We start from the raw sequence: 23640 nt of genomic DNA, 5'->3' as shown, positions 1-23640 counted from the left end.
AGGAGACCGGATGCCCGCGGCCCGTCGTCGTCCAGCATCACCCCTCGCCCTGCGTCCGCCGGGCCTGGCCATGGATTTCGTGCCGGAGAGCGTGCGTCGCGCGCTCCGCCGGCGCAGCGCGCAGATCGCCGGCATAACGCTGCTCGGCAGCAGCCTGTTCTGCCTCGCCGCCATGGTCTCCTGGTCCGCCACAGACCCCAGCCTTTCCAATGCCAGCAACGCGGGGGTGAAGAACTTCCTGGGCCGGCCCGGCGCCATCGCCGCCGATCTGCTGATGCAGTTGCTTGGCCTCGCCTCGCTGGCGCTCCTGCTTTCCCTTTCGTTCTGGGGCTGGCGCCTTCTTACCGCGCGGCCGCTGCGCCGCGAGCGGCTGCGGGCCGGCGCGCTCACCCTGGGCTTGCTCGGGGTCTGCGCCTTCCTCGGCTCGCTGCCGGAATTCCCCTCCTGGCCGATCCCCACCGGGCTCGGCGGCGCCATCGGCGATCTGTTTCCGCGCCTCATCACCGTGTTCCGGGGCGGCTGGGCCACCACGCTCGATGCGGTGCTGGTGGGCACCGTCGGCTTCATCTGCGCGCTCACCGGCATGTATTTCGGCCTGAGCCGGCCCAATGCCGGCGTGCGCCGCGAAGCCGCCCCGCGCCACTCGCCCTATGACGTGGACGAGGAGCACCACGACGAGGACGAGGACGAGGACGAGCGCGACCGCCGCGCCATCTCGCTCGGCGCGCTCACCCACACCCTGCTTTCCGTGAAGGCTCGCCTGTTCCCCAAGCGCAGCCGGGGTCGCGCCGCCGCCGTTGGCGGCCTGATGCGCGATATGTTCGCCTCCGACCAGCGGCCCTCCGCCACCGGCCGTGTCGAACCGAGCCTCGGCGGCCGTGCGGCGCCGATCTCGCCGGTCCTCGGCGGGGTCGCGCGCGGCGACAGCGAGGCGTTCGAGGAAGAAGAACGGGCATTCGCGCCCGAGCCGCAGCCCACCCCCAGCCGCCGACAGGCTTCGGGAGGGCGCGCCGCACGCTCCAACGAGCCGCCGCCGCGCGGCCGGCCGGGCGTGTACCAGCTTCCCGAACTTGGCCTGCTGGCGCCCCCCGCGCCCTCCAAGGGCCCGGCCATGAGCCAGGAAGCCTTGCAGGACACCGCCAAGCTGCTGGAAGGCACGCTGGACGATTTCGGCGTGCGCGGCGAAATCCTTCAGGTCCGCCCCGGCCCGGTGGTGACGCTGTATGAGCTGGAGCCGGCGCCCGGCATCAAGTCCTCGCGCGTCATCGGCCTCGCCGACGACATCGCCCGCTCCATGAGCGCCATCTCGGCCCGCGTCGCGGTAGTGCCGGGGCGCAATGCCATCGGCATCGAACTGCCCAATGCCAAGCGCGAGAAGGTGCTGCTGCGCGAGCTTCTCGCCACCAGCGACTTCTCCGAGAGCGGCCACAAGCTGGCGATCGCGCTCGGCAAGACCATCGGCGGCGAACCTGTCATCGTCGATCTCGCCCGCATGCCCCATCTGCTGGTCGCCGGCACCACCGGCTCGGGCAAATCGGTCGCCATCAACACCATGATCCTGTCGCTGCTTTACCGGCTGAAGCCGGAGCAATGCCGCCTCATCATGGTCGATCCCAAGATGCTGGAACTCTCCGTCTATGACGGCATCCCGCACCTCCTGGCGCCCGTCGTCACCGACCCCAAGAAGGCGGTGGTCGCCCTCAAATGGGCGGTGCGCGAGATGGAGGACCGCTACAAGAAGATGTCGAAGCTGGGCGTGCGCAACATCGACGGCTTCAACCAGCGCATCGTCGAGGCCGAGAAGAAGGGCGAGAGCATCGCCCGCACGGTGCAGACCGGCTTCGACCACGAGACCGGCGAAGCGATCTACGAGCGCGAGGAGATGGACCTCTCGCCCCTGCCCTACATCGTCGTGATCGTCGATGAGATGGCCGACCTCATGCTCACGGCGGGCAAGGAAATCGAGGGCGCGATCCAGCGCCTGGCGCAGATGGCGCGCGCCGCCGGCATCCACCTGGTCATGGCGACCCAGCGCCCCTCCGTGGACGTCATCACCGGCACCATCAAGGCCAATTTCCCGACCCGCGTGTCGTTCCAGGTCACGTCCAAGATCGACAGCCGCACCATTCTCGGCGAGATGGGCGCCGAGCAGCTGCTCGGCCAGGGCGACATGCTCTATATGGCCGGCGGCGGGCGCATCAGCCGCGTCCACGGCCCGTTCGTGTCGGATGACGAGGTGGAACGCATCGTCCGCCACCTGAAGGCGCAAGGCGCCCCCGACTATCTCGAAGCCGTCACCGCCGACCAGGAAGAGGCGGCGGGCGAGGGCGAAGAGGACGGCGCGGTGTTCGACAAGGGTGCGTTCGGAGAGGAAGGTCAGGACCTGTTCTCGCAGGCCATAGCGGTGGTGGTGCGCGACAAGAAGTGCTCGACCTCCTATATCCAGCGCCGGCTCCAGATCGGCTACAATCGCGCGGCATCCCTGGTGGAGCGGATGGAGCGCGAGGGTATCGTCGGCGCCCCCAACCATGCCGGAAAGCGGGAAATCCTGCTGCCGGACGAAGCCGCCGAATGACCGCCGCGCGCAAGCGGGGCCACAGGTTCGCCATAGGCACGGCGTACGGAAGGGTTGATACCTTGAAACTCTCGCCCCGCCTTCGAGACCGATCCATGCCCGTTCGCGCCCGTATCGCCGTCTTTTCCGTGCTCGCTTTGGCGGCAGGGCTGGCTGCGACGTCGATGACCGGCACGGCCCCTCGGGCGCAGGGCGTGCTGCTGCCGCCAGGCGAGGTGCTGCGCCCCAACGCCGGCGTGCCCGGCGCGACCCAGCCCACCCAGTTCCAGCTTTTCTCGCCCCAGCAGGCATTGCCCCAAGCCGCCCCTCAGGCGCCGACGCAGTTCGCGCCCCAGGCGGCGCCCCAAGCGAGCGCCTCACAGGCCGGCGCACCGCGGGCCCCGGCGGTCCAGGCCGCGGCGCCTCAGGCGACCTCACCGCAGACCTCGCCTCAAGTGGCCGTGCCGCCCTCTGCAGGTGCGCAGCAGGCGTTCGTGCCGCTGCCCGCCCGCCGCCCGGCGAGCGCCAACGCGGCGCCCAGTTCCCCGACCCAGATCGCACCCGCCCAGTCGGCATCGGCGGCGCGCAGCGGTGGCGCTATGCCCGCCCCGGTGGCAGCGCCACAGGGCGACCAGGATCGCGCCCAGGCCGACACGATTGCCCGCATCAATACCTATTGGAACGGCGTTCAGGTGCTCTCCGGCACCTTCGTGCAGGTGGACCCGGACGGCTCGCGCAAGACCGGCGACTTCTACATGCAGAAGCCCGGCCGCGTGCGCTTCGAGTATAACGCACCGGTGCCGATCGAGCTGATTTCCAACGGCCAGTCGGTGGCGGTGCGGGATCGCAAGCTCAACACCCAGGACATCACGCCCCTGTCGCAGACCCCGCTGCGCTTCCTGTTGTCGGACAATATCGACCTGGCGCGCGACCCGCATGTGGCCGGTGTCTACCAGGACAATCTCTACGTCACCGTCGTGATGGAAGAGAAGGTGCCGATGATGGGCACATATAAGCTGATGCTGCTGTTCGACGCGAAGACCAACGCCTTGCGGCAGTGGATCGTCACCGATCCGCAGGGCTATGACACTTCGGTCGCCATCTCCAATCTGGATTATACCCGCCGGCCGGACCCCAAGCTGTTCGTCATCAACTTCGACCGCATGCTGCAATAGGCCGGGGATAGGCACCTATCCGCCGAGATCATCAGCGGGGATAAGGCCCCGGCCGGGCCAGCACGGTGCGGGCATTCTCGGAGTCGCGATCCATCTGCGCCACCAGCGCGTCGATGCCGTCGAACTTAAGTTCCGGCCTGAGATAGCCGTAGAACGCGACCTCTATCTCCTGGCCGTAGAGATCGCCTGAGAAATCGAACAGGTGCACCTCCAGCAGCGGCGCGCCATTGTCGAACGTCGGCCGCCGGCCATAGCTGGCGACGCCGTCGATCAACCGGTCTCCCACCCGCGCCCGCACCGCATAGATGCCGAATGCCAGTTCGGTCCCTTCCGGCAGCGCCAGGTTGGCGGTGGGATAGCCGAGGTCGCGGCCGCGCTTGTCGCCGTGGCGCACCTGCGCGCGCACCGACCAGGGCCGCCCCAGCATGTGGGCGGCATGGCCCACCTGCCCCGCCGCCAGCGCACTGCGGATCGCGCTCGAGGAAATGGGATCACCCTCGTCCCGCTGAGGCTCCACCACCTCCACCTCGATACCCACGCGCGCCCCCGCCTCTTGCAGGAAGGCCGGAGAGCCGCTGCGGCCGCGGCCGAAGTGAAAGTCGAACCCGACCGCCACCGCAACCGCTCCGAAATGCCCGGCCAGGATATCGCTCACGAACCCCTCGGCGGTGATGGCGGCGAAACGGGCGTCGAATGGCAGCACGATGGCACCGTCCAGCCCGGTGCAGGCCAGTTGCAGCAGCTTCTGCGGCGGCGGCGTGAGGCGGAACAGCGCTGCGCCCGGCTGGAAGAAGGAGCGCGGATGCGGCTCGAAGGTCAACGCCGCTGCCGGGCGCCCCAGGCGCTTCGCCATGGCGCGCGCCGCCGCCGCCACGGCGCGATGGCCGCGATGCACCCCGTCGAAATTCCCGACAGCGAGAACCGGGCGCTGCAACGCCGCCGGAAGCGGCGTCAGGCCCTCGACGACGGTGAATGGGGGGCGATCAGGCGAGGACACGGGCATCGGCACCGGCTGGGTCGCAGGCAGGGGCGTCACCCTTCGCCCACGCTCTGCGAAGCGTCAAGCGGAGGGACCCAGCGCGCCGCATCACCATGCGAGACGCGGCATCACGCCGCGCGGATGTGCATGACCGGAAAACAGGTTGGCGAGCGCCTCGGCGTCCGGCTCCGACCCCTCCTGCGCATTCAACTCCTCGGCATGGATGCCGCTGGCGATAAACAGGCTGTCAAAGCCGGCCCCGGTCGCGCCGATGATGTCGGTGCGCAGCGCATCGCCGATGCACAGGACGCGACCCTCGCCTACGCCTTGCGGGCGCAGGGCGGCGGCCCGTGCCAGCGCCACCTCGTAGACCGGCCGGTAGGGCTTGCCGCAATAAATGGTTTCCCCGCCGATCTCCTCATACGCCCGCGCAATGGCGCCGGCGCAATAGATCAGTCGTGAGCCGCGCTCCACCACGATGTCGGGATTGGCGCAGATGAAGGGCAGGCCGCGCGCCTTCACCTCCGCCAGCCAATTCGCATAATCGGCCGGCGTCTCCACTTCGTCGTCCAGAAGGCCGGTGCAGACCACCAACTCGGCATTGGCGATATCGGTCTTCACCACGTCGATATCGTCGAACGTGCCGAGGTCGCGCGGCGGCCCGAGGTGGAAGATGCGGGCGCCGGCCCTGCTTGCCAGAAGCGAGCGGGTGACATCGCCTGACGTGACCACCGCATCATAGGCGCTCGCCGGCACGCCCAGGTTCCGCAGCATGGTGATGATGAACGCGGATGGGCGTGGGGCATTGGAGACCAGCACCACACTCACCCCCTGCGCCCGCGCCTTGCTCAGGGCGGCGCAGGCGGCCGGAAAGGCGGCGATGCCGTTGTGGATGACACCCCAGACGTCGCACAGGATGAGGTCGTAATCGCCGGCCAGTTCGGACAGGCCGGACACCCGGCGCGGGGCCACCAGTTCGACGCTCATCTGATCCACCATCGCCGGCTCCTCTCAACGCTGCGCGAGGAGGTGCCACGGCGCGACGGCGGGAACAAGGCCAGCGACACATGGAACGACATCGGCCAAGCGGTCCCCGTCTCGCCAGCCACCCCAGTCGCCCCACTGGCGTTTTTTGCCTCTAAGGGTGCGGACCCTTTCCGCATGCTGCGGCCGGACGTAAGCTTTGCCGGTAACGCTGGCCGAGGGGATGGGCATGAAACGGGTTTTCGCGCTGTTGCTCGCGCTGCTGCCGGCCGCGGCTCTCGCACAGGGCCATCAGGAGCTTCGCAATAAACGCTATTGCGAGATCCTCCCAATCACCCTCGGGATCGGCGGGCTCAAGACTCTGGTGTTCAACACCATCGGCTACAACGACTGCCCGCAGAAGGAATGGGACGGGATATCGGAGGCCGAGGTGCGCAAGCAGTTCGGCGCGGTGGCCGTGCTGATGAACGGCCCGCGCTATTTTCTCATGGACCGCATCATCCCCTCCGGCGCCACGGCCAAGGGCGTGATGGTGGAATTGAATGGCCTAACGTTCGAGAGCCGGGCCGAGGTGAAGCTCTCCCCCGGCCAGACCGACAACGCACCCTATACGGAACACGTCATCGACCGCGAAACCGTCTATCAGTTCGACGCTGGCAAGCCGACCTTCCGCCTGACCGCCCCGAACGGCGCCGTCTATGTGATGCAGGCCTATGCCGCGTTCGTGGACAAGAGCCTGACCTACACGGACCTGCCGACGCTCGGCGCTCGCCTGAAACTACCCGCAGGGTGGAGCTATGCCGTGGAAACCCTGGCGCAGGACCTGTTTTTGAAGGCGACCGGCAAGGCCACGGTGGTGCAGGACGAGCTGAAGAACACGTACCAGAAGCTACCCGCGCCTTAAGTCTAGACGACGGCCCTCAGACCACGCCCGGCAGCGCCCGCACGAGATCGCGGAAGGCATCGCCCCGGACCTCGAAATTCGCGAACTGATCGAACGAGGCGCAGGCCGGCGAGAGCAGGACCACAGCCTGGGAGAGGCCGGCCGCCCGCGCGTCCCGTGCTGCGGCCGCAACGGCGACCTCCAGCGTGCCTGATATTTCGTGCGGCACCTCTTCGCCCAGCGTGCGGGAAAAATCCTCGGCGGCCGCGCCGATCAGATAGGCCTTGCGCACCTTGGGAAACAGCGGCGCCAGGGGGGCGATGCCACCTTCCTTCGGCTTGCCGCCGGCAATCCAGAAGATGTCCGAGAAACTCAGCAACGCCCGCTCCGTGGCGTCGGCGTTGGTCGCCTTGCTGTCATTGATGAAGATCACGCCCTCGCGCGTCCCCACCTGCTCCATGCGGTGGGCGAGGCCGGGGAAGCTGCGGATGCCCACTGCGATCACCTCGGGCGACAGGCCGATGGCGCGGGCGGCGGCGAACGCCGCAGCGGCGTTCTGCGCATTGTGCGCGCCCCGCAGCGCGGCGATGCCGGTCAAGGGCAGGCGGAACCGCTCCTCTCCACCCTCGCTCAACACAATGGCATCGCCATCGCGCCAGACGCCGTCGGCAAGCGGACGCGTCGCCGAGATCCGCACCACATGGGTGCCGATGCGTTCGGCGCGCTCGGCGATGGCGATGGAATAGTCGTCATCCACGCCCACCACGGCCGTACCGCCCGACTCGACGCCGGCGATCAATTGCTCCTTTACCGCGGCATAGCCATCCATCGAGCCGTGCCGGTCGAGATGGTCAGGCGTCAGGTTGAGGTGCACGCCGACCGAGGGGTCGAGGCTGGGGGCAAGGTCGATCTGGTAGGATGAGCACTCCACAACATGGACCCGCCGGCCAGCCGGCGGAGCGAGCGAGAGCATGGCGGTGCCGATATTGCCGCCCATCTGCACGTCGCGCCCGCCCTTCTGCAACAGATGGGAAATTAGCGCGGTGGTGGTGCTTTTCCCGTTGGTGCCTGTGATTGCGACAAACGGGGAATGGCGCGCATGGGCGCGCCGCTCGCGGCAGAACAGTTCGATATCGCCGATCACGGGCACGCCATTGGCCTGCGCCAGCTTCACCGACCAATGGGGCGCGGGATGTGTGAGCGGCACACCGGGCGAAAGCACCAGGGCAGCAACATCGCTCCAGTCGAGATCGCGCAGGTCGCCGACGGGAATGCCCGCCTCCAACGCGCTGGTGCGGCCCTTCTCACCATCGTCGAAAGCGACGACCAATGCACCGCCAGCCATCAGCGCCTGCGCGGTGGCGAGCCCCGAACCGCCAAGCCCGAACACGGCGACGGAGCGGTTTGCGAAGGTTGAAACGGGAATCATGGTGCAGCGCGCCGGGAAAAGGAAAGCTCCACGAGGATTAGTGCGCCGTCGCGCCTAAGGGAAGCGCGGGCGTGCTCATACCTAAACGGATCCCTGAGGCGCTCAGATCTCGATTCAGCTTGCTTTGGCGGTCTTGCGGACCTTCTTCACGGGAGCAGCGGCGGCCTTCTCGGCGGCGGCGGCGGCTTCGTGGGCTTCGCGAAGGGCCTTGAGCCGGGCCGTATTGGCACGCATTGCGTCGCCGTCGCGCTGGTAAAGCGCCATCGCCTGCTTCACGGATTCATCCATCTGCCGCTGACGCTCGGAGGTGGAGAGGCTCTTGCGGGGTTCTGTAGTGGTGGCGGTCATGTCTTTTCCAGTGTGGGTGCGGGGCTTGCCGAGGCAGGCGGGTGGCGGCGGCGCATCACCGCCAAACGTCTTGCGCGCAACCCCTGTCATAAACAGAGGGAGCGGATGATATTCATTACTGCAACGCCTAAGTAGTAACACCATTTCGGCCGAAACAGTTCCAAAATCCGATCGCCCCATTTCGGATACGAAAGATGTGCCTGCGGACCTATCAAACGTCGAGCGGCATGGGATCGGATAGATTTTCCTGGTCAGCTTAGCCTGAAAGGCGCATCATTGCGACATTCTCGGCTGAAGATAACAGGCGCCGGGACTGAGAGCTTGGCTGCTCCCGCCTGCATTGCCGGGCGCCCTAATGTCGAGCCTCCCTTACTTCACGTCTCGGGCATCATCTGGCGCAAAGCTGATCGGCGACGCGGCACCGTTCGAGACACGGAAGGACCAATCAAGATCATGAGCATCCGCAAATTTTCCGTCGGCGCCAGGGTCGCGCTCAATCGCCCCCTGACCTACCGCTCCGCCGCGCCGTCGTTTGAGGTGGTGGGCGTGCTTCCGGCCGAGCAGGGCGAGTTCCGTTACCGCCTGCGATCCGCCGACGAGCCGTTCGAGCGCGTGGCGACGGAGAGCCAGATCGAGGCCCTGGAAGCGGCTGTTCCTGGCGAGTGACCGGCACGCAGGCGAGGGTGTTTTGACGTCCAAACCCTTGTCCTTGATTGAGCTTTCAGAGCGTGTGCGAGATAAAAACGAATAAAAATTGACTTTTCGCTTTTGATGCTCCATCTTCTCGTTAGTCGATAGACGGTCAGACGACTTGGCTTGCGCTGGAAACTCAGTGCGCTGCTGACGATATCATACCCGAAAAAATGCAAATTCGACGGCCTGCGGTCTCCGTGGGCGAGCACTACCTACGTTGTTGAAAGGGTTTCCCATGACTACGGGAACCGTAAAGTGGTTTAACGCCGAAAAGGGTTACGGCTTCATCGCTCCGGATAGCGGTGGCAGTGATGCTTTCGTGCATATCAGCGCTGTAGAGCGCGCCGGTCTTCAGGGTCTTCGCGAAGGCCAGAAGGTTGGTTTTGAGCTGGTTGCTGACCAGCGCGGCAAGATGTCCGCATCGAATCTGACCGTCATTTCCTGACTTTAACGGCAGGGCGGCGATTTAGAGTGAGAGAGTGTTTCTGATCTGGCGTTCCCGCTCGATCATCTGCTCTCAAGACCTTGTAAAAAATTGCCGCTTCGCTGGACGGATTTCTTCGCTGCAATTCGATCGACCACGGATGTACTGGCGGTCAGGAGCAAGCGGAGAACGTTTCGACAGGAAGATGGTTTAGCAAGACCGAGACGCCATCACGGTGGCGCCTCTGCCTTCAAGCCCCGTGTCCCCCAGGGACGCGGGGCTTTTCGCGTTTTGGGGCGTCGCCTTCCTTTTTAGGGCATCGCCTTCATGCCGCAGCCTATCCCACAGCCACCGGCGTCACGGTGACGCCCGCGCCCGGGATCAGCCGCTCGATCTCGGCCCTCACCCGGTCGACGGCCACCTGCACCTCCGCAAGGCTCCGCGCGCCCTGAAAACCAAGCTCGATCTCGACGAACGCCGTGTTGCCCGAAAGCCTTGAGCGCACCGCATGCAGTTCATCGTAATCATCGAAATGGTTCACCAGAACCCGGTTGATCAGAAGCTGCTGGCCCTCCTCCAGGGTTCGGTCCAGCAGGGAGGGGAGTGCATGGCGCCACATGGAAACCGCAAGCTGAAGCATCACGAAGGCAACGAAGCCCGCGCCCGCAGCTTCGGCGACCCGGCCAACGAGCCCGCTGCCGGCCAAGACATTCACCGTCAACGCCAGCAGGACGATCCCCGAGGAGACCAGCTTGGCAAGCCGCGTGCGCACCTGTCCGGTCAGGATCAGGGAACGCCCGTCCCGCCCCACGCGCCACAGCGCGCGGAACACCAACCCGTTCTGCACGAGGTTGGCAGCGCACATTACGACGGCGAAGATCATGGCGAGACCGTGCTGCTCCGGCGGATGCCACCAGCGATAGGCGGCGGCGATCGCCACCGAGAGACCAGCGATGCCCATGGCGGTGCCGATACCGGCATTGGCGAACTGCTCCAGCTTGCCCGCGCCATAGTCGAAATCATGGGTGCGCCCGCGCTGGATACGTCGCAACAGCACCAGCAGAACAATTTCCAGCGCCAGGAGCAGCATCGCGCGGGCCGACTCGGCCAGCATCATCAGCGAATTGGACCACACCGACACGATCAGGAAGACCGCGCCCATCGCCATGTCGGAGATCGCGCCCATCAGCATTGAGCGTTCCCGCGCAAGCGCGGCGGCATCCGGCAGGGTCGAGGTTCGCGCGTCGTTCGCCATGCCGGCTCCGGTCAGGGGTGCCCGCTCACCGCAGCTTGAGCGTGGCGAGACCGAGCAGGGCGAGGACCACCGAGACGATCCAGAACCGGATCACCACCTGGCTTTCGGTCCAGCCGAGCTGCTCGAAATGATGATGGATAGGCGCCATCTTGAACACCCGCTTGCCGGTCAGGCGGAACGAGATGACCTGGACGATCACCGAGACCGCTTCCAGCACGAACAGGCCGCCGATCACCGCCAGCACCATCTCATGCTTGATCGCGACCGAGATGGAGCCGAGCAGCCCGCCCAGCGCCAGCGACCCGGTGTCGCCCATGAATATCTGCGCCGGGGGCGCGTTGAACCACAGAAAGCCCAGCCCAGCGCCGATGATCGCGCCGCACAGCACCGCGAGTTCGCCCGCGCCGGCCACGTAATGGATTTGCAGATAGTCCGCGAACACCACGTTGCCGGCGAGATAGGTGACGACGCCGAACGACCCCGCCGCGATCATCACCGGTACGATGGCGAGCCCATCCAGCCCGTCGGTGAGGTTCACCGCGTTGCCGGCGGCGACGATGACAAAGGCGCCGAACAGCACGAAGAACCAGCCGAGATCCAGCAGCAGGTCCTTGAAGAACGGGAACGCCACGGAGGAGGACAGTCCGATGCGGCCCACATGGATGAAGGCGATGACCGCCAGGCCGGCGATCAGGAATTCCGCTGCCAGCCGCGTCTTGCCGGAGACCCCGGCATGGGTCTGCTTCGTGACCTTGAGATAATCGTCATAGAAACCGATCAGCCCGAAACCCAGCGTCACGAACAGGACGATCCAGACATAGGGGTTGCTCAGGTTCGCCCACAGCAGCGTGGCGACGATGAGCCCGGAGAGGATCATCAGCCCGCCCATTGTGGGCGTGCCCTTCTTCAGGAGATGCGACTGCGGCCCGTCGCTGCGGATCGGCTGGCCCTTGCCCTGCTTCACCCGCAAAACCGAAATGATCGCAGGGCCGAACAGGAACACGAACAGCAGCGCCGTGACGATCGCCCCGCCGGTGCGGAAGGTGATGTAGCGGAAGACGTTGAGGCCCGGGAAGATATCGTTGAGCTGCGAAAGCCACTGAAGCATCTGACTATCCTTCGAGCGCAGCCTCTTCGGTCGCGCGGAAACGGTCGGCCAGCGCCTTCACCAGCGGCCCCATCCGGGAGCCGTTGGAGCCCTTGACCATGAGCGTGTCGCCCGCCCTCAACGCCGCCCCGAGGATCGGAACGAGCGTGTCGGATGCCGGCGCATAGCCTCCCCGACGGTCCGCTGGCAAGGCGCGCCAGAGTTCGTGCATCAGCGGCCCACAGCAGAACACCAGGTCGATGCCGCACGCGGCGATCGGTTCGGCAAGGTCTGCGTGATGCCGGGGGCCGTCCGCCCCCAATTCCAGCATGTCGCCGAGAACCGCGATGCGGCGCCCGCGTGGCCCCACCGGGGTGCGGCTCAACACATCGAGGGCGGCCCGCATCGAGGCCGGGTTGGCGTTATAGCTTTCGTCCAGCAGCATCGCCGTCCCGCCAGCGAGCGCCAGCGGCACCGGCACACCGCGCCCCGGCGGGGGCCGCAGCCCGGCGAGCGCCAGTCCCGCAAGCGCCAGGTCCGCACCCAGAAGCTTTGCGGTGGCTAGAACCGCAAGCACATTCTGGACGATATGCCGACCGGGCATGCCCACCTTCAGCGTCACCCGCGTGCCGAGCACATCGGCCACCATGGTGGTGCAATGGGGCTTGAGGCTCATCTCGATCAACCGGCAATCGGCGGCGGCATCGGCACCGAACGTCACCACGTCTGCACCGCGCGCGGCGGCGGCCGCAGCGAGACGGGCGAACTGGGGATTGTCGATATTGAGCACCGCGCTTCCGCCCGGCTCCAGCCCGTCGAAAATCTCCGCCTTGGCGTCGGCGATCTCCTCGATGTCGGAGAATTGCGCGATATGCACCGGCTCCACCGTAGTCACCACCGCCACATGTGGGCGCACCATGCGCACCAGGGGCGTGATCTCGCCGGGGTGGTTCATGCCGATCTCGAACACGCCAAAGCGCGCCTTGCGCGGCAGGCGGGCAAGCGACAGCGGCACGCCCCAATGGTTGTTGTAGGAGGCGGCGGAAGCGTGGGTGCGTCCATCCGCCGAAAGGGCAAGGCGCAAGGCCTCCTTGGTGGTGGTCTTGCCGACCGATCCAGTCACGGCGGCGATTCGCGCCGACGAGCGGGCGCGGGCCGCGAGCCCGGTCGCGACCATGGCGGCGAGCACATCATCGACCACCAGCAGCGGCGTGCCGGATTCAAAGACATTGGCCTTTTCCCGTGTAACCACAGCCAGGGAGGCCCCATTCTCCAGCGCGCGCCCGACATAGGCGTGGCCGTCGCTGTTGTCGCCGGAGATGGCGAAGAAGATATCGCCGGGCTGAAGCGTGCGGGTGTCGATGGAGATGCCGGTGATCGGCGCCGGGATGCCGCGCACCTCGCCGTAAACCGCGTTCGCCAGTTCATCAATGCCGTAAAGGGGGCTGTCCGCCAGCGTCATCATGAACCTTTCTCCCCCAGAGCCGCGAGGACCGCCGCCGAATCCGAGAAGGGAAGAATGCGGTCGCCCAGGATTTGGCCGGTTTCGTGACCCTTGCCGGCGACCACAAGCGCATCCCCAGGTTGAAGCATCCTTACCGCCGCGTCGATTGCCTTGGCCCGATCGCTGATTTCCAGCGCGCCGGGCGCCGCCGCGAGGATTTGCGCGCGGATCGCGGCCGGCGTTTCGCTGCGGGGATTATCGTCGGTGACGATGACGATATCGGCACGTTCGGCCGCGATTGCGCCCATCAGCGGGCGTTTTCCCGAATCCCGGTCGCCGCCGCACCCGAACAGGGCGATGACCCGCCCCGGCACCGCCGGGCGCAATGTGTCCAATACTGCCGCGAGGGCTTCGGGCTTGTGGGCATAATCCACGAACACCAGGCGGTCGGGGTCCGAACCGACCCGCTCCATGCGGCCCGGCACGCCCGGCAGGCGGCCCATGGCACCGAACGCCACGGCCGCGCCGACGCCGCAGGCGATCGCCAGGCCGGCGGCGACCAAAGCATTGTCGGCCTGGAAGCGGCCCATGAGCGGCACCAGGATCTCCCGCCCGCCGGCGAGCCGCACCCGCTGGCCGACCCCTTCGGCGGCAATGCCTGCGATGTCGATGTCCCCGCCCTTGCCGATCGCCAGCACCGGCAGGCCCCGGGTGCGGGCATAGGCGAGGCTCGCGGCACCATAAGGCGCATCCAGAAGCGCGACCGCGGGCGCCCCGTCCGGCAGCAGCTCGGTGAACAGGCGCAGCTTGGCGCGGAAATAGTCCTGGACGCTCGGGTGATAATCCAGGTGGTCTCGGCCGAGATTGGTGAATCCGCCGGCCGAAAGGCGCACCCCATCCAGGCGAAACTGGTCGAGCCCGTGGGAGGAGGCTTCAAGCGCCATGTGGGTCACGCCCTCTCCCGCCAGGCGGTCCAGGGTCTGGTGCAGGTCCACCGGGTCGGGTGAGGTGAGTCCGCCGTAGGTGGCGCCATCAGGGGCGATCAGGCCCAGCGTGCCGAGATAGGCCGCGCGATGACCGAGTTGAGCGAACATGTGGCGCAGAAAGAAGGCGACGGAGGTCTTTCCCGCTGTCCCCGTCACGGCGGCGATGGTGGCCGGCTGGCGCGCGAACAGGCGCGATGCCGCCAGCGCCAGCGAGCGCCGCACGTTCAGCGAATAGGCAATGGGAACAGCGATGCCGGGCATCTCGCCGGCGGGCTCCATCAGCACGGCGGCCGCGCCCTGCGCCACAGCCTGGTGAATAAAGTGCGCGCCGTCCGCTTTGGTGCCGGGAATGGCGACGAACAGCGTGCCCGGCGTCACCTTGCGACTGTCGGCGGTGATCCCCGAAACCAGCGTGGCCGCACTCCCCGCCATCAGGCGGGCGTGGCCGTCCAGAAGATCGCCGATGGGTCTTTGCGTCATCGCACCTGCATCTCACTGTATGCCTTCTGCCGGGCGGGACGGCTGAGGCGGGGGCATGGCCTCTCCGGAGCGCCCCCGGCGGAAACCGTGCCCCCCACCCCGCCCTGCCCCTGAGGGGAAGGGATGAAACTCACTGCCTCTCGCTCAACCCCGCGCGATCACTGCCGCTCGGCGACCTTCTGGGGCGCCGCATAGCCGCGCAGCATCTGGTCAGCCGTCGGCAGGTTCTGGCGCGGCATGACGCCCAGCATGGGAGCAATGCGCTCGACGATCTTTCCGGCGGTCGGCGCCGCGTTCCAGCCCGAGGTGGCATAGCCATAGGTCTCCGGCAGCGGCTGCGGCTCGTCCAGCATCACGAGAACCAGATATTGCGGCTTATCCATCGGGAAGATGGCGGTGAACGAGGTCAGGAGCTTGGTCTTGGAATAGCGTCCGCCGACGACCTTTTCGGCGGTCCCGGTTTTGGCACCCACCATGTAGCCGACCACGTCCGCCTTCTTGCCCGAGCCCTTCTCCACGTTGAGGCGCAGCAGGTAGCGCATCTTGTCGGAGGTATCGGGCTTCAAGACCCGCACAGCGACCTTCTCGGCATCCGCCTGCGACCGCTTTAGGAAGGTCGGGGGGATGAGATAGCCGCCGTTGACCATCGAGTTCACTGCCATCACCGCCTGTAGCGGTGCCACCGCGATGCCGTGGCCGAAAGCGATGGTGGCGGAGTTCAGCTCGCCCCAACGCTTGGGCACGATGGGTTCGGCGCTTTCCGGCAGTTCGGTGCGCAGCCGGTCCATCTGGCCCATTTTCTTGAGGAATGCCTTGTGGGCTTCCACGCCCAGGCTGAGCACCATCTTGGCGGTGCCCACGTTCGACGAAACCAGGAAGATTTCCGGCACCGTCAGAACCCGGTTCTCGGCGTGAAAATCGTGGATGGCAAAGCGGCCGAACGAGAGCGCGCCACGAGCATCGAACGAATTGTTGAGGCCGATCTTGCCGGAATCAAGTGCCATGGCGAACGACAGCGACTTGAAGGTGGAGCCCATCTCGAACACGCCGGTGGTGAGGCGGTTGAGGTAGGCGTCATCCTTGGGATTGCCGCCGACATTCGGGTCGAAATCGGGCAGCGACACCATGGAGATGATTTCGCCGGTGCGCACGTCGGTGACGATACCCATGGCCGCCTTGGCCTTGAACTTGTCCTTGGCGCGGATCAGTTCATCGCGCACCGCATTCTGCACCCGCACGTCCATGGAGAGCTGCAGCGGCTCCTGCTGCCGGTCGGTGGCGAAGCCCGCGAGGTGAAGTTCGGCGAGACCCGAGCCATCGATATATTTCTCGATGCCCGAGATGCCCTGGTTGTCGACGTTCACGCCGCCCAGAACGTGGGAAATCGTCGGCCCGTCCGGATAGACCCGTTTGTTCTCACGCACGAAGCCGATGCCCGGCAGGCCGAGGCGGTAAATCGCCCGCTGCTGCGCCGGAGTGATTTCGCGCTTCAGCCAGGCAAATCCCTTGCCGGAATTCAGCCGCGCGCGGGCTTCCGCTACATCGAGGTCGGGAAGCACCTTGAGCAGGCCCTCCAGAGCCTCGTCGGGATCAATCAGCCGCTTGGGCTCGGCGAACAGCGAGGGCGACTTCACATCGATGGCAAGGGTATCGCCGTTGCGGTCGATGATGTCCGGCCGCGCGGAGGCTACCGCATCCGAACCACCGCCGCGTGCGCCGTCGGGATCGGAGAAGATCGCCAGGATGGTCAGCCGGCCGGCCACCGCCACGAACACCAGGCAGAAGGCCACCACGATCAGCTTCAGCCGGGCGCGGGTGACAGTTTCCATATCCTGCCGGTCGAGACCGAACAGGGCGCGCACGGTGCCGCGCGCGAAGTTGAAGCTGAAGCGCACCAGACCGACGGCGAAGCGGATGCAGCCCATGATGACGCCGTAGATGATCCGCGCGACCCTGTGGGTGAGGCCGAGATACAGCTCGACCACGGTCATCACGACAGTCATCAGCGCGCGGCCGATCAGCCGGCCCAGGAAGCGGAAGAAGGTCCGCACCGGGCCGGGAACCGGGATCGCCGGAAGCGAAACGGCGGGAAGCGAAACGGCGGGGAGCCTGAAAGCGCGCAGGTTCCTGAAGGAGGGCAGGTTCATGATCTTGCTCCTCAGTGCCCGCTGGAGGGGACGACGGGGCCGAAGAAGCTGCCGATACCACGCACCAACCCATCCACGGGGGAGGAGGAGGCGGGCGGCGGCGTGGGAATAGAGGGCGGCTCGGAGACAAGGGCGGGCCCGCTTGCACGGGTGGCGGCAACCGGGCGCTGCCCCGACAGCGAAGCGGTGGGCACCGAAGGCGGCTTGGGCGCTGCAATCGGCGCCGAGGCCGGACGAAGCGCCGATGTCGCCGGCAACACAGCCGCGCCGCCGCTGTTCGCGGACGTGGAGGAGGACGAAGCAGAAGAAGACGACGACGTGGTGGCCCGCTCCGGCTTGCTGATGGACGAGGTGGTGAGCGGCGCGTCGCTCAGCGCCTCGATCATGCCGCCGATGCCGTCACCCTTGGGCGCCGTGCGGTCCGGCAGGTCGTCGAGGGTCGACATGGCGTCCACGCTCAGCACCTGAAGGTCGAGATGGCGCTGCACCAGCCCCTGGACATAGAGCGGCGAAGTGCGGCGCGCCCATTCCGCGCGCATCACGGCAATGGAATCACGCTCGGCGCGGATGGCCTGGCGCAAATGTGCAAGGCGCTCGGCGTCGGCCGTGGAGGCGTATTTCACCTGATACACCACGGCCGCAGTCACGAGCAGCGCCAGGACCATAACGAGGTTGGCGATGCGAAACATCCAGCTTCATCTCCGCCCGCGGCGTTGCATCTGCGCCGGGCGCAGGCCCGGTAGGTCCCCCTCCCCGTGTGCCGGTGCCTCGGTGCGTTCGGCCGCGCGAAGCTTCGCGGAGCGTGAGCGCGGGTTGACCGAGACTTCTTCGGAACCGGGCTCCACCATCCCCTTTGACAGGAGGCGGAAGGAGGGTGCCGGTCCTTCGGCTTGCGGCATGTGGCGCGAGGAGGATGGCGCCTTGCTTCGGTGTGCCAGAAAAGTCTTAACGATCCGGTCTTCAAGGGAATGAAACGTCACCACGACGAGCCGCCCGCCCGGCTTCAGCGCCCGCTCTGCGGCGGCGAGTGCGCTCACAAGTTCGTCAAGCTCCCCGTTCACCGCGATGCGCAGCGCCTGGAAGGTCCGGGTGGCCGGGTGCATCTCGTTGGGCTTAGCCCACACCACGCTCGATACGATCTCGGCGAGTTGGGCGGTGCGGGTAATCGGCGCTTCCGCGCGTGCCTTCACGATGGCCTTGGCGATCTGGCGCGACAGACGTTCCTCGCCCAAGGTGTAGATGACGTGCGCCAATTCCTCTTCCGGCAGGTCGGCCACGAGGTCGGCGGCGGTGTCGCCATGATCGGCCATGCGCATGTCCAGCGGGCCGTCGCGGCGGAACGAGAACCCCCGTTCGGCCTGGTCGAGCTGCATGGACGAGACGCCGATATCCAGCACCACGCCGTGGAGCGGCGCGAAGCCAAGCTCGGCGGAAAGGGTGTCGAGATTGGCGAAGCGATCCTGCGACAGCGTCAGCCGGCCTTGGGCCTCGCGTACGAGGTCTTGTCCTCCCGCGATGGCGGTGGGGTCACGGTCGATGCCAAGGACCCGGCAATTCGCCGCCTCGAGGATCGCCCGTGTGTAGCCTCCCGCGCCGAAGGTGCCATCCACGTAAGTGGCTGCATCCCTCGGCGCGAGGTGCGCGAGAACTTCCGCAAGCATAACAGGAAGATGACGGGCCGGTCCGCCTGCGGCGTCGGTGGGCCCGACCCCGCGGCCCGATTTCATTCCCTTATGCCTCCTCCGCTCTCCGCTCCGGAACCGATCGAACGTCGTAACTGCCGCACCTTCTCGGTGGCCTCCGCGAGATGGGCACGCAGACGTTCGGGCTCCCAGATCCTGAATTTGTGGCCAAGCCCGACGAACGCCACCGCATCCCCAATGGAGGCGTGGGCCTTCAAGGTCTCGGTGAGAACCACCCGGCCTTCCGGGTCGATCCTCATGGTTTCGCTGGTGCCGTAGAGCGCGGCCGCCAGTTCCTCGCGCGCTTCCGAATAGGGCGGATAGCGCGCGATCAAGGTGTCGATTTCCGCCAGCAGCCGGTTGCCGCCCGCATCCAGCGCCGGCTCGGCGAGGCTGGGGTGGCAATACAGGGCCTCCGTTCCATCCTTCGCCAGCACCGCGCGGTAGGGCGAGGGGATCGAGACCCGGCCCTTCGCGTCGAGGCGCATGGTGTAGGTGGACACGAAGCGGTCCATGACGCGCGCTCTGCCCCTCATGTTCGATTGAACGCCACCCAACGCCCGCGCCGCCGACAGGCGGCGCCACACGAAGCGCAAATGCCGATACGCAGGCACTAGATCGCTTAATTGGGTAATTATGGGTTATCATGGGGCATTATGGGACGTCAATGAATCCACATGGGACGGCTTGCCCCCATTTACCGTCCGTACACCTTAAAAAAGGTTGAAAACCCTGACAGATCGGGCCGCTTCGCCCCATTGTCCGCGCGGCTCCAGCCGTGGCACACATCGCATCAGGAAAAGTGAGGGACCATGGCTTACGTGGGGCTGATCGGCGGTGCGGGGGTGGGCCTTGCCCTGGGCGGGCCGCTCGGCGGCCTGGTGGGTGCTCTTGCGGGCCATGCCGTTGACCGCCTGCTGGCACCGGCACCACGCCCGGCCGCCTTTTCCATCGGCCTGATCGCCCTGTCCGCCAAGATGGCGAAGGCGGACGGCGTGGTGGTGCCGCTGGAAGTCGCTGCCTTCCGCGAGGTTTTCGACATTCCGCCCGAGGATCTTCCCAGCGTCGCGCGGGTGTTCGATCTCGCGAAGCAGGACACCGCCGGCTTCGAGGCCTATGCCCGACAGATCGGCACCTTGTTCGCCGACGAGCCCGAAACCCGCGAGGATCTGCTCGACGCCCTATTCCACGTCGCGAAGGCAGACCACGCGCTGCACGAGCGCGAACTGGAATTCCTGGAGGAGGTGGCGCGGCTTCTCGGCTTCGAGGGCGCCGCCTACGAGCGCATCGAGGCGCGCCATGTGCGCCGGCCCGGTGATCCCTATGCGGTCCTCGACCTGCCGCCCGATGCGACCGACCTTGAGATCAAGGCCCGCTGGCGCGCCTTGGTGAGCGAGCACCACCCCGACCGCCTCTCCTCCCGCGGCCTGCCGCCCGCTGCCCTGAAGCTCGCCAACGATCGCGTCGCCGCCGTCAACGCCGCCTATGCGCGGATCGAGAAGATGCGGGGGACGCGGTAAGGGCGGGCGGTCCGACAGCCTGCGCACGCACGCTGGCTTCGCCCTCGCCCCCAGCGGTTTCACCGTGGTAGACCTTGAACCCACAGACTTTCTTGACGACATGATCGCAAGCTTCGAAGGAAACGAGACTCCACTTGCCGATCATCTCCTGCGGCTGACCGAGGCCTGATGACCACCCACCACTTCCCGCCCGACAGCCGCCTGGTCGGCGTGCTCGCGCCCTCGCCCAACCACGGGGAGCGGCGGGCGGCGATCGACATGCTGCTGCTGCACTACACCGGAATGGCCAGCGCCGAGGCGGCGGTGGAGCGCCTGCGGGCGGTCGAGGCCGAGGTCTCGGCCCATTATGTCGTGCTGGAAGATGGGACCATCATCCAGATGGTACAGGAAGCACGGCGGGCGTGGCATGCCGGCCTCGCCCAATGGGAGGGGATGGCGGACATCAATTCCCGCTCCATCGGGATCGAGGTCGTCAATCCCGGCCATTCGCTGGGCTATCCCGATTTTCCCGAGCCCCAGATCATCGCGGTGACCGAACTGAGTGCCGAGATCGTTGCGCGCCACGCCATCCGCGCCGACCGGGTGCTGGCTCATTCCGACGTGGCGCCGCTGCGCAAGGACGATCCCGGCGAGAAGTTTCCCTGGCACCTCCTGCATCATGCCGGCGTCGGCCATCTCGTGCACGAGGCGCCCACACAGGGCGGGCGGTTCTTCATGCTGGGCGATGCCGGCCAGCCGGTGGCGGCACTCCAGTCCATGCTTGCGCTCTACGGCTACGGCATCGCGGTGACCGGCGCTTATGACTCAGAGACCGAGGCCGTCGTGCGGGCGTTCCAGCGCCATTTCCGCCGCTCCAAGGTGGATGGCGTCGCCGATGCCTCCACCATCATGACATTGCGCGAACTTATTCTGGCGCGGCCGGAGGCGCAGACCGAGGCATAAGTGCTTGACGCGGCGGGCTTGGTCGCCCATTGCTCCCGCACCAGCCGGCCGGGCGGCCGCGTCACCTTCGGGTGCCGAGGAAAGTCCGGGCTCCACGGAGACACGGTGCCGGATAACGTCCGGCGAGGGCGACCTCAGGGAAAGTGCCACAGAAATCAAACCACCCGCGCGTGCGCGGGCCAGGGTGAAACGGTGGGGTAAGAGCCCACCGCGCGACCGGCAACGGAAGCGGCACGGCAAACCCCACCGGGAGCAAAGTCAAATAGGGACGGCACCCCTGGGAGAAAGTTCGCTTTCTCCCAGAGAAGCCCTGTCTTCGGGCCGCCGTCCGGGTTGACTGCTAGAGGCGCCGGGCAACCGGCGTCACAGATGAATGGTCGCCACGCGGGAGCAATCCCGCCGTACAGAACCCGGCTTACAGGCCGGCTGGTATTTCTTTCACGGTTCGGGGTGTTTCGCTGCCGGGCCTGCGCCCAATGTCCCGGCCTCCCGCCTCCGCAATTTCTTAAATTGTATCTTGGCGCTAAACGCGCTTATCCGCTGAAACAAACGCCGGGGAGAAGAACCCTCCCCGGCGCGAACCAGGCTATTTGCTCGCCGCATTGAACATGGGAGCGCCGAGCTGAAGCGTCTGGATCACCTGCTGGCCGAAGCTGGTCAGCAGCGAATATTGCTCCGCCACGCTCGAGTTCGGCTTCGCCACCACCTGCGGGCAATAGGCCACGATCAGCGCATTCGCCACATCTGCCCGGCGCGCCTTGGGGTTCTGCTGCACAAGCGTGCTGGCGAACTTGGTGGCGGCATCGCCGGTCACCGGGATCGTCGGCTTGCCGAGAAGGCCGACCGCAGCATCCACCAAAGGCTTGGGCACCAGCTTGTTGGCGGCCGTGGGGTCCGGACAGGTCAGCTGCGCGGCGATGCTGGTCGGCTGGCGCGCCACCAGCGAGGTGCCGGTTGGGGTCGCCCAGATGGTGGACACCGCAGGCATCGGCGTGGGGGAGAGGCCCTCGGAAATGGTTGCAGCCACCTGGAGGGTAAAGCGCTGAAGCTCACCGGCTTTCTGCCAGTCGGGAAGCTGGGTCTGCGCCACCACCGGGCAATAGGCCGCCGTCAGCGCGTCCACCACCGTGCCGGCAGAGGCGTCGGTGTCCGCGTTCTGATAGGCGGTGATAAGCACGCGGGTCTCGCGCTCGCCGCCCTGCATCATCTTGGTGAGGGAGGAGATCGCCTGCGCATCCGGGCCGGGCGCGCCGGGAGCGCCGCCCACCTGCGGGCAGTTGAAGGCGGACGCCTGCTGCGTGCCGTAGTTCGGCACGTTCGCGGTGGCGCGCCATGCGGAGACCATGGCAGGCGTCGCGTTTGCGCTGCCGCCATTATGCCAGGCGGTGCGGACATAATTCACCAGGTTCGCCACCTGCTGGTCGGAAAGCCGGCCGGCGAACGAGGGCATCGGGCCGTAGGTGCCGCCCGCAGGCAGGCCGCCCAGCACCGCCATGATGACGTTGTACGGCTCGGCGGCATTCACCGCCGGGTTACCGACAAGTGCGGGAATGACGCTCGAACCGACGCCGCCCGCCTGATGGCAGGGCGCGCAATTGTCGATATAGAGCTTAGCTGCCTGCTGGAAGACGTCAGCTGGCAGCGGCGAGGCGGCCTGCGGGGCCGGCACATCCTTCGGCGGAGGGCTGTCGAGGAGATAGGTGACGAGGGCGGCGCGGTCGGCAGTGGTGAGATAGGCGAGGCTTTCGCGCACCACTTCCGCCATGGGGCCGAACACTTCCGTCTTCCCCGGCACCGAGCCGTTGGTGAAGAACTGAATCAGCGTGTCCTTGGTCCAGCCGTCCGACTTCAGCTTGGCGCTGTCGATGCTGGGCGCCCAATAGCCATCGATGTCGGCGCCGAGGAAGTGCTGCTTGGCCTTCACCGCGCCCATCAGGTTGCGGGGCGTGTGGCAATCCGAGCAATGGCCCAGCACTTCCACCAGATAGGAGCCGCGGTTCCACTCGGCGCTCTTGCCGGTGGTCGGCTTCCAATAGGCGGCGTCGAAGAACAGTTCACGCCAGGCCAGCAGGCCGAGGCGGATGTTGAACGGGAAGCCGAGCTGATTCTCCTGGCGCGGCTCGGCAATGGCGGGGATGCGCCGCACATAGGCCCAGAGCGCCTTCAGGTCGTCGTCCGACATGCCGGTGTAGGCGTCGAACGGCATCGCCGGATAAAGATAGGCGCCATCTGCGCGCACGCCGTCATGCACCGCGTTCTTGAAATCCTGGAACGTCCACTTGCCGATGCCATAGGTGGGGTCGGACGTGATGTTCACCGAGAACATGGTGCCGAAAGGCGTGTTGAAGCCGAGATTGCCCGCATAGGGCTTCTTGGGATCGCCGGTATGACAGGGCATGCAGTCCGCTGCGCGGGCGATATAGGCACCGCGATCCACCAGCGACGCGTCATCTCCCGCCGCCGGAGCCGGCGGTGTCTGCGCCCAGGCCGACCCCGCGATCGAGGCCGCCGCAGTCGCGATCGCCGCCAATTTCCACATACCCGCCATCGCTCCAGCCCTCCGCAACGCATCACCTATCTTGGACATCTTACAATTTGGCAATGGGAAGGCACCTGCCTTCTTCCGCG

At 66.6% G+C, this 23640-nt stretch carries 20 protein-coding genes and 1 other RNA gene; 8 read left to right on the top strand and 13 right to left on the bottom strand.

The features are described 5' to 3' along the window. Positions 1-10: 10 nt before the first annotated feature. Positions 11-2575 (top strand): DNA translocase FtsK, encoded by a 2565-nt coding sequence (locus ADADO0_RS02860; protein ID WP_511303578.1) that lies wholly within the window; start codon positions 11-13, stop codon positions 2573-2575. Between the two features lie 95 nt (positions 2576-2670). Next, entirely contained in the window at positions 2671-3729 is a 1059-nt protein-coding gene (locus tag ADADO0_RS02855; protein ID WP_511303577.1) for an outer-membrane lipoprotein carrier protein LolA, read from the top strand. A 31-nt stretch (positions 3730-3760) separates the two neighbouring features. Here the strand turns inward: ADADO0_RS02855 and ADADO0_RS02850 are convergent, their stop codons facing one another. Both ADADO0_RS02850 and ADADO0_RS02845 read right to left on the bottom strand, forming a co-directional pair. Beyond that, on the bottom strand, positions 3761-4765 hold the full coding sequence (locus ADADO0_RS02850) for a bifunctional riboflavin kinase/FAD synthetase (protein ID WP_511303576.1): 1005 nt from the start codon (positions 4763-4765) through the stop codon (positions 3761-3763). Between the two features lie 51 nt (positions 4766-4816). Beyond that, positions 4817-5707 (bottom strand): TIGR01459 family HAD-type hydrolase, encoded by an 891-nt coding sequence (locus tag ADADO0_RS02845; RefSeq protein ID WP_511303575.1) that lies wholly within the window; start codon positions 5705-5707, stop codon positions 4817-4819. A 214-nt stretch (positions 5708-5921) separates the two neighbouring features. Between ADADO0_RS02845 and ADADO0_RS02840 the strand changes: the two genes are divergently transcribed. Continuing rightward, on the top strand, positions 5922-6596 hold the full coding sequence (locus ADADO0_RS02840) for a hypothetical protein (RefSeq protein WP_511303574.1): 675 nt from the start codon (positions 5922-5924) through the stop codon (positions 6594-6596). Positions 6597-6612: 16 nt separating this feature from the next. Here ADADO0_RS02840 and murD read toward each other — a convergent pair whose 3' ends face one another. Further along, a complete protein-coding gene (gene murD / locus ADADO0_RS02835; protein WP_511303573.1) occupies positions 6613-8004 on the bottom strand; it encodes a UDP-N-acetylmuramoyl-L-alanine--D-glutamate ligase in 1392 nt (463 codons plus the stop codon). 114 nt (positions 8005-8118) lie between these two features. Next, positions 8119-8352: a hypothetical protein gene (locus ADADO0_RS02830; RefSeq protein ID WP_511303572.1), complete on the bottom strand. Its 234-nt coding sequence runs from the start codon at positions 8350-8352 to the stop codon at positions 8119-8121. Between the two features lie 453 nt (positions 8353-8805). On the opposite strand from ADADO0_RS02830, the gene ADADO0_RS02825 reads away from it, so the two are divergent. Together ADADO0_RS02825 and ADADO0_RS02820 are read left to right on the top strand one after the other, a co-directional pair. Then, positions 8806-9018, top strand: coding sequence for a hypothetical protein (locus tag ADADO0_RS02825; protein WP_511303571.1), 213 nt, complete (start codon positions 8806-8808; stop codon positions 9016-9018). A gap of 262 nt (positions 9019-9280) precedes the next feature. Then, positions 9281-9490, top strand: coding sequence for a cold-shock protein (locus ADADO0_RS02820; RefSeq protein ID WP_511303570.1), 210 nt, complete (start codon positions 9281-9283; stop codon positions 9488-9490). A gap of 316 nt (positions 9491-9806) precedes the next feature. On the opposite strand, the gene ADADO0_RS02815 is transcribed toward ADADO0_RS02820, so the two are convergent. From ADADO0_RS02815 to ADADO0_RS02780, 8 genes are all read right to left on the bottom strand, one after another. Continuing rightward, on the bottom strand, positions 9807-10724 hold the full coding sequence (locus tag ADADO0_RS02815; RefSeq protein ID WP_511303569.1) for a cation diffusion facilitator family transporter: 918 nt from the start codon (positions 10722-10724) through the stop codon (positions 9807-9809). 25 nt (positions 10725-10749) lie between these two features. Next, positions 10750-11832, bottom strand: a complete 1083-nt coding sequence (gene mraY, locus ADADO0_RS02810; protein WP_511303568.1) for a phospho-N-acetylmuramoyl-pentapeptide-transferase — start codon at positions 11830-11832, stop codon at positions 10750-10752. A 4-nt stretch (positions 11833-11836) separates the two neighbouring features. Next, on the bottom strand, positions 11837-13276 hold the full coding sequence (locus ADADO0_RS02805; protein ID WP_511303567.1) for a UDP-N-acetylmuramoylalanyl-D-glutamyl-2,6-diaminopimelate--D-alanyl-D-alanine ligase: 1440 nt from the start codon (positions 13274-13276) through the stop codon (positions 11837-11839). Beyond that, the gene (locus tag ADADO0_RS02800) at positions 13273-14721 is read right to left on the bottom strand and encodes a UDP-N-acetylmuramoyl-L-alanyl-D-glutamate--2,6-diaminopimelate ligase (RefSeq protein WP_511303566.1); all 1449 of its coding nucleotides are present in this window, start codon (positions 14719-14721) and stop codon (positions 13273-13275) included. Before ADADO0_RS02800 ends, ADADO0_RS02805 begins: the two co-directional genes overlap by 4 nt. A 158-nt stretch (positions 14722-14879) precedes the next feature. Next, positions 14880-16646 (bottom strand): peptidoglycan D,D-transpeptidase FtsI family protein, encoded by a 1767-nt coding sequence (locus tag ADADO0_RS02795; RefSeq protein ID WP_511303624.1) that lies wholly within the window; start codon positions 16644-16646, stop codon positions 14880-14882. 233 nt (positions 16647-16879) lie between these two features. After that, complete coding sequence (gene ftsL / locus ADADO0_RS02790; protein WP_511303565.1) at positions 16880-17557, bottom strand: cell division protein FtsL; 678 nt, start codon at positions 17555-17557, stop codon at positions 16880-16882. Positions 17558-17563: 6 nt separating this feature from the next. Further along, entirely contained in the window at positions 17564-18595 is a 1032-nt protein-coding gene (gene rsmH, locus ADADO0_RS02785; RefSeq protein ID WP_511303564.1) for a 16S rRNA (cytosine(1402)-N(4))-methyltransferase RsmH, read from the bottom strand. Beyond that, positions 18592-19065 (bottom strand): division/cell wall cluster transcriptional repressor MraZ, encoded by a 474-nt coding sequence (locus ADADO0_RS02780; RefSeq protein ID WP_511303563.1) that lies wholly within the window; start codon positions 19063-19065, stop codon positions 18592-18594. The genes rsmH and ADADO0_RS02780 overlap by 4 nt, the downstream gene beginning before the upstream one ends. A 297-nt stretch (positions 19066-19362) precedes the next feature. Between ADADO0_RS02780 and ADADO0_RS02775 the strand changes: the two genes are divergently transcribed. The 3 genes from ADADO0_RS02775 (at position 19363) to rnpB (ending at position 21446) form a co-directional block, all read left to right on the top strand. Beyond that, positions 19363-20070, top strand: a complete 708-nt coding sequence (locus ADADO0_RS02775; protein WP_511303562.1) for a TerB family tellurite resistance protein — start codon at positions 19363-19365, stop codon at positions 20068-20070. A 168-nt stretch (positions 20071-20238) separates the two neighbouring features. Next, entirely contained in the window at positions 20239-21012 is a 774-nt protein-coding gene (locus tag ADADO0_RS02770) for an N-acetylmuramoyl-L-alanine amidase (RefSeq protein WP_511303561.1), read from the top strand. A 40-nt stretch (positions 21013-21052) separates the two neighbouring features. Continuing rightward, positions 21053-21446, top strand: an RNA gene (gene rnpB / locus ADADO0_RS02765) — RNase P RNA component class A. A gap of 152 nt (positions 21447-21598) precedes the next feature. On the opposite strand, the gene ADADO0_RS02760 is transcribed toward rnpB, so the two are convergent. Beyond that, positions 21599-23560, bottom strand: a complete 1962-nt coding sequence (locus ADADO0_RS02760; protein WP_511303560.1) for a c-type cytochrome — start codon at positions 23558-23560, stop codon at positions 21599-21601. Positions 23561-23640: the final 80 nt, after the last annotated feature.

This window comes from Aquabacter sp. (genome assembly GCF_965279295.1).
Taxonomy (GTDB): Bacteria; Pseudomonadota; Alphaproteobacteria; order Rhizobiales; family Xanthobacteraceae; genus Aquabacter.
The sequence above is the reverse complement of the archived record's forward strand: the minus strand, read 5'-3'. Positions and strand labels throughout refer to the sequence as shown.

Coding starts and splice junctions, on each gene's coding strand:
- ADADO0_RS02860 (WP_511303578.1), top strand. CDS start 11: ATGCCCGCGGCCCGTCGTCGTCCAGCATCACCCCTCGCCCTGCGTCCG.
- ADADO0_RS02855 (WP_511303577.1), top strand. CDS start 2,671: ATGCCCGTTCGCGCCCGTATCGCCGTCTTTTCCGTGCTCGCTTTGGCG.
- ADADO0_RS02845 (WP_511303575.1), bottom strand. CDS start 5,707: ATGGTGGATCAGATGAGCGTCGAACTGGTGGCCCCGCGCCGGGTGTCC.
- ADADO0_RS02840 (WP_511303574.1), top strand. CDS start 5,922: ATGAAACGGGTTTTCGCGCTGTTGCTCGCGCTGCTGCCGGCCGCGGCT.
- murD (WP_511303573.1), bottom strand. CDS start 8,004: ATGATTCCCGTTTCAACCTTCGCAAACCGCTCCGTCGCCGTGTTCGGG.
- ADADO0_RS02830 (WP_511303572.1), bottom strand. CDS start 8,352: ATGACCGCCACCACTACAGAACCCCGCAAGAGCCTCTCCACCTCCGAG.
- ADADO0_RS02825 (WP_511303571.1), top strand. CDS start 8,806: ATGAGCATCCGCAAATTTTCCGTCGGCGCCAGGGTCGCGCTCAATCGC.
- ADADO0_RS02820 (WP_511303570.1), top strand. CDS start 9,281: ATGACTACGGGAACCGTAAAGTGGTTTAACGCCGAAAAGGGTTACGGC.
- ADADO0_RS02815 (WP_511303569.1), bottom strand. CDS start 10,724: ATGGCGAACGACGCGCGAACCTCGACCCTGCCGGATGCCGCCGCGCTT.
- mraY (WP_511303568.1), bottom strand. CDS start 11,832: ATGCTTCAGTGGCTTTCGCAGCTCAACGATATCTTCCCGGGCCTCAAC.
- ADADO0_RS02805 (WP_511303567.1), bottom strand. CDS start 13,276: ATGATGACGCTGGCGGACAGCCCCCTTTACGGCATTGATGAACTGGCG.
- ADADO0_RS02800 (WP_511303566.1), bottom strand. CDS start 14,721: ATGACGCAAAGACCCATCGGCGATCTTCTGGACGGCCACGCCCGCCTG.
- ADADO0_RS02795 (WP_511303624.1), bottom strand. CDS start 16,646: ATGGGCTGCATCCGCTTCGCCGTCGGTCTGGTGCGCTTCAGCTTCAAC.
- ftsL (WP_511303565.1), bottom strand. CDS start 17,557: ATGTTTCGCATCGCCAACCTCGTTATGGTCCTGGCGCTGCTCGTGACT.
- rsmH (WP_511303564.1), bottom strand. CDS start 18,595: ATGAAATCGGGCCGCGGGGTCGGGCCCACCGACGCCGCAGGCGGACCG.
- ADADO0_RS02780 (WP_511303563.1), bottom strand. CDS start 19,065: ATGGACCGCTTCGTGTCCACCTACACCATGCGCCTCGACGCGAAGGGC.
- ADADO0_RS02775 (WP_511303562.1), top strand. CDS start 19,363: ATGGCTTACGTGGGGCTGATCGGCGGTGCGGGGGTGGGCCTTGCCCTG.
- ADADO0_RS02770 (WP_511303561.1), top strand. CDS start 20,239: ATGACCACCCACCACTTCCCGCCCGACAGCCGCCTGGTCGGCGTGCTC.
- ADADO0_RS02760 (WP_511303560.1), bottom strand. CDS start 23,560: ATGGCGGGTATGTGGAAATTGGCGGCGATCGCGACTGCGGCGGCCTCG.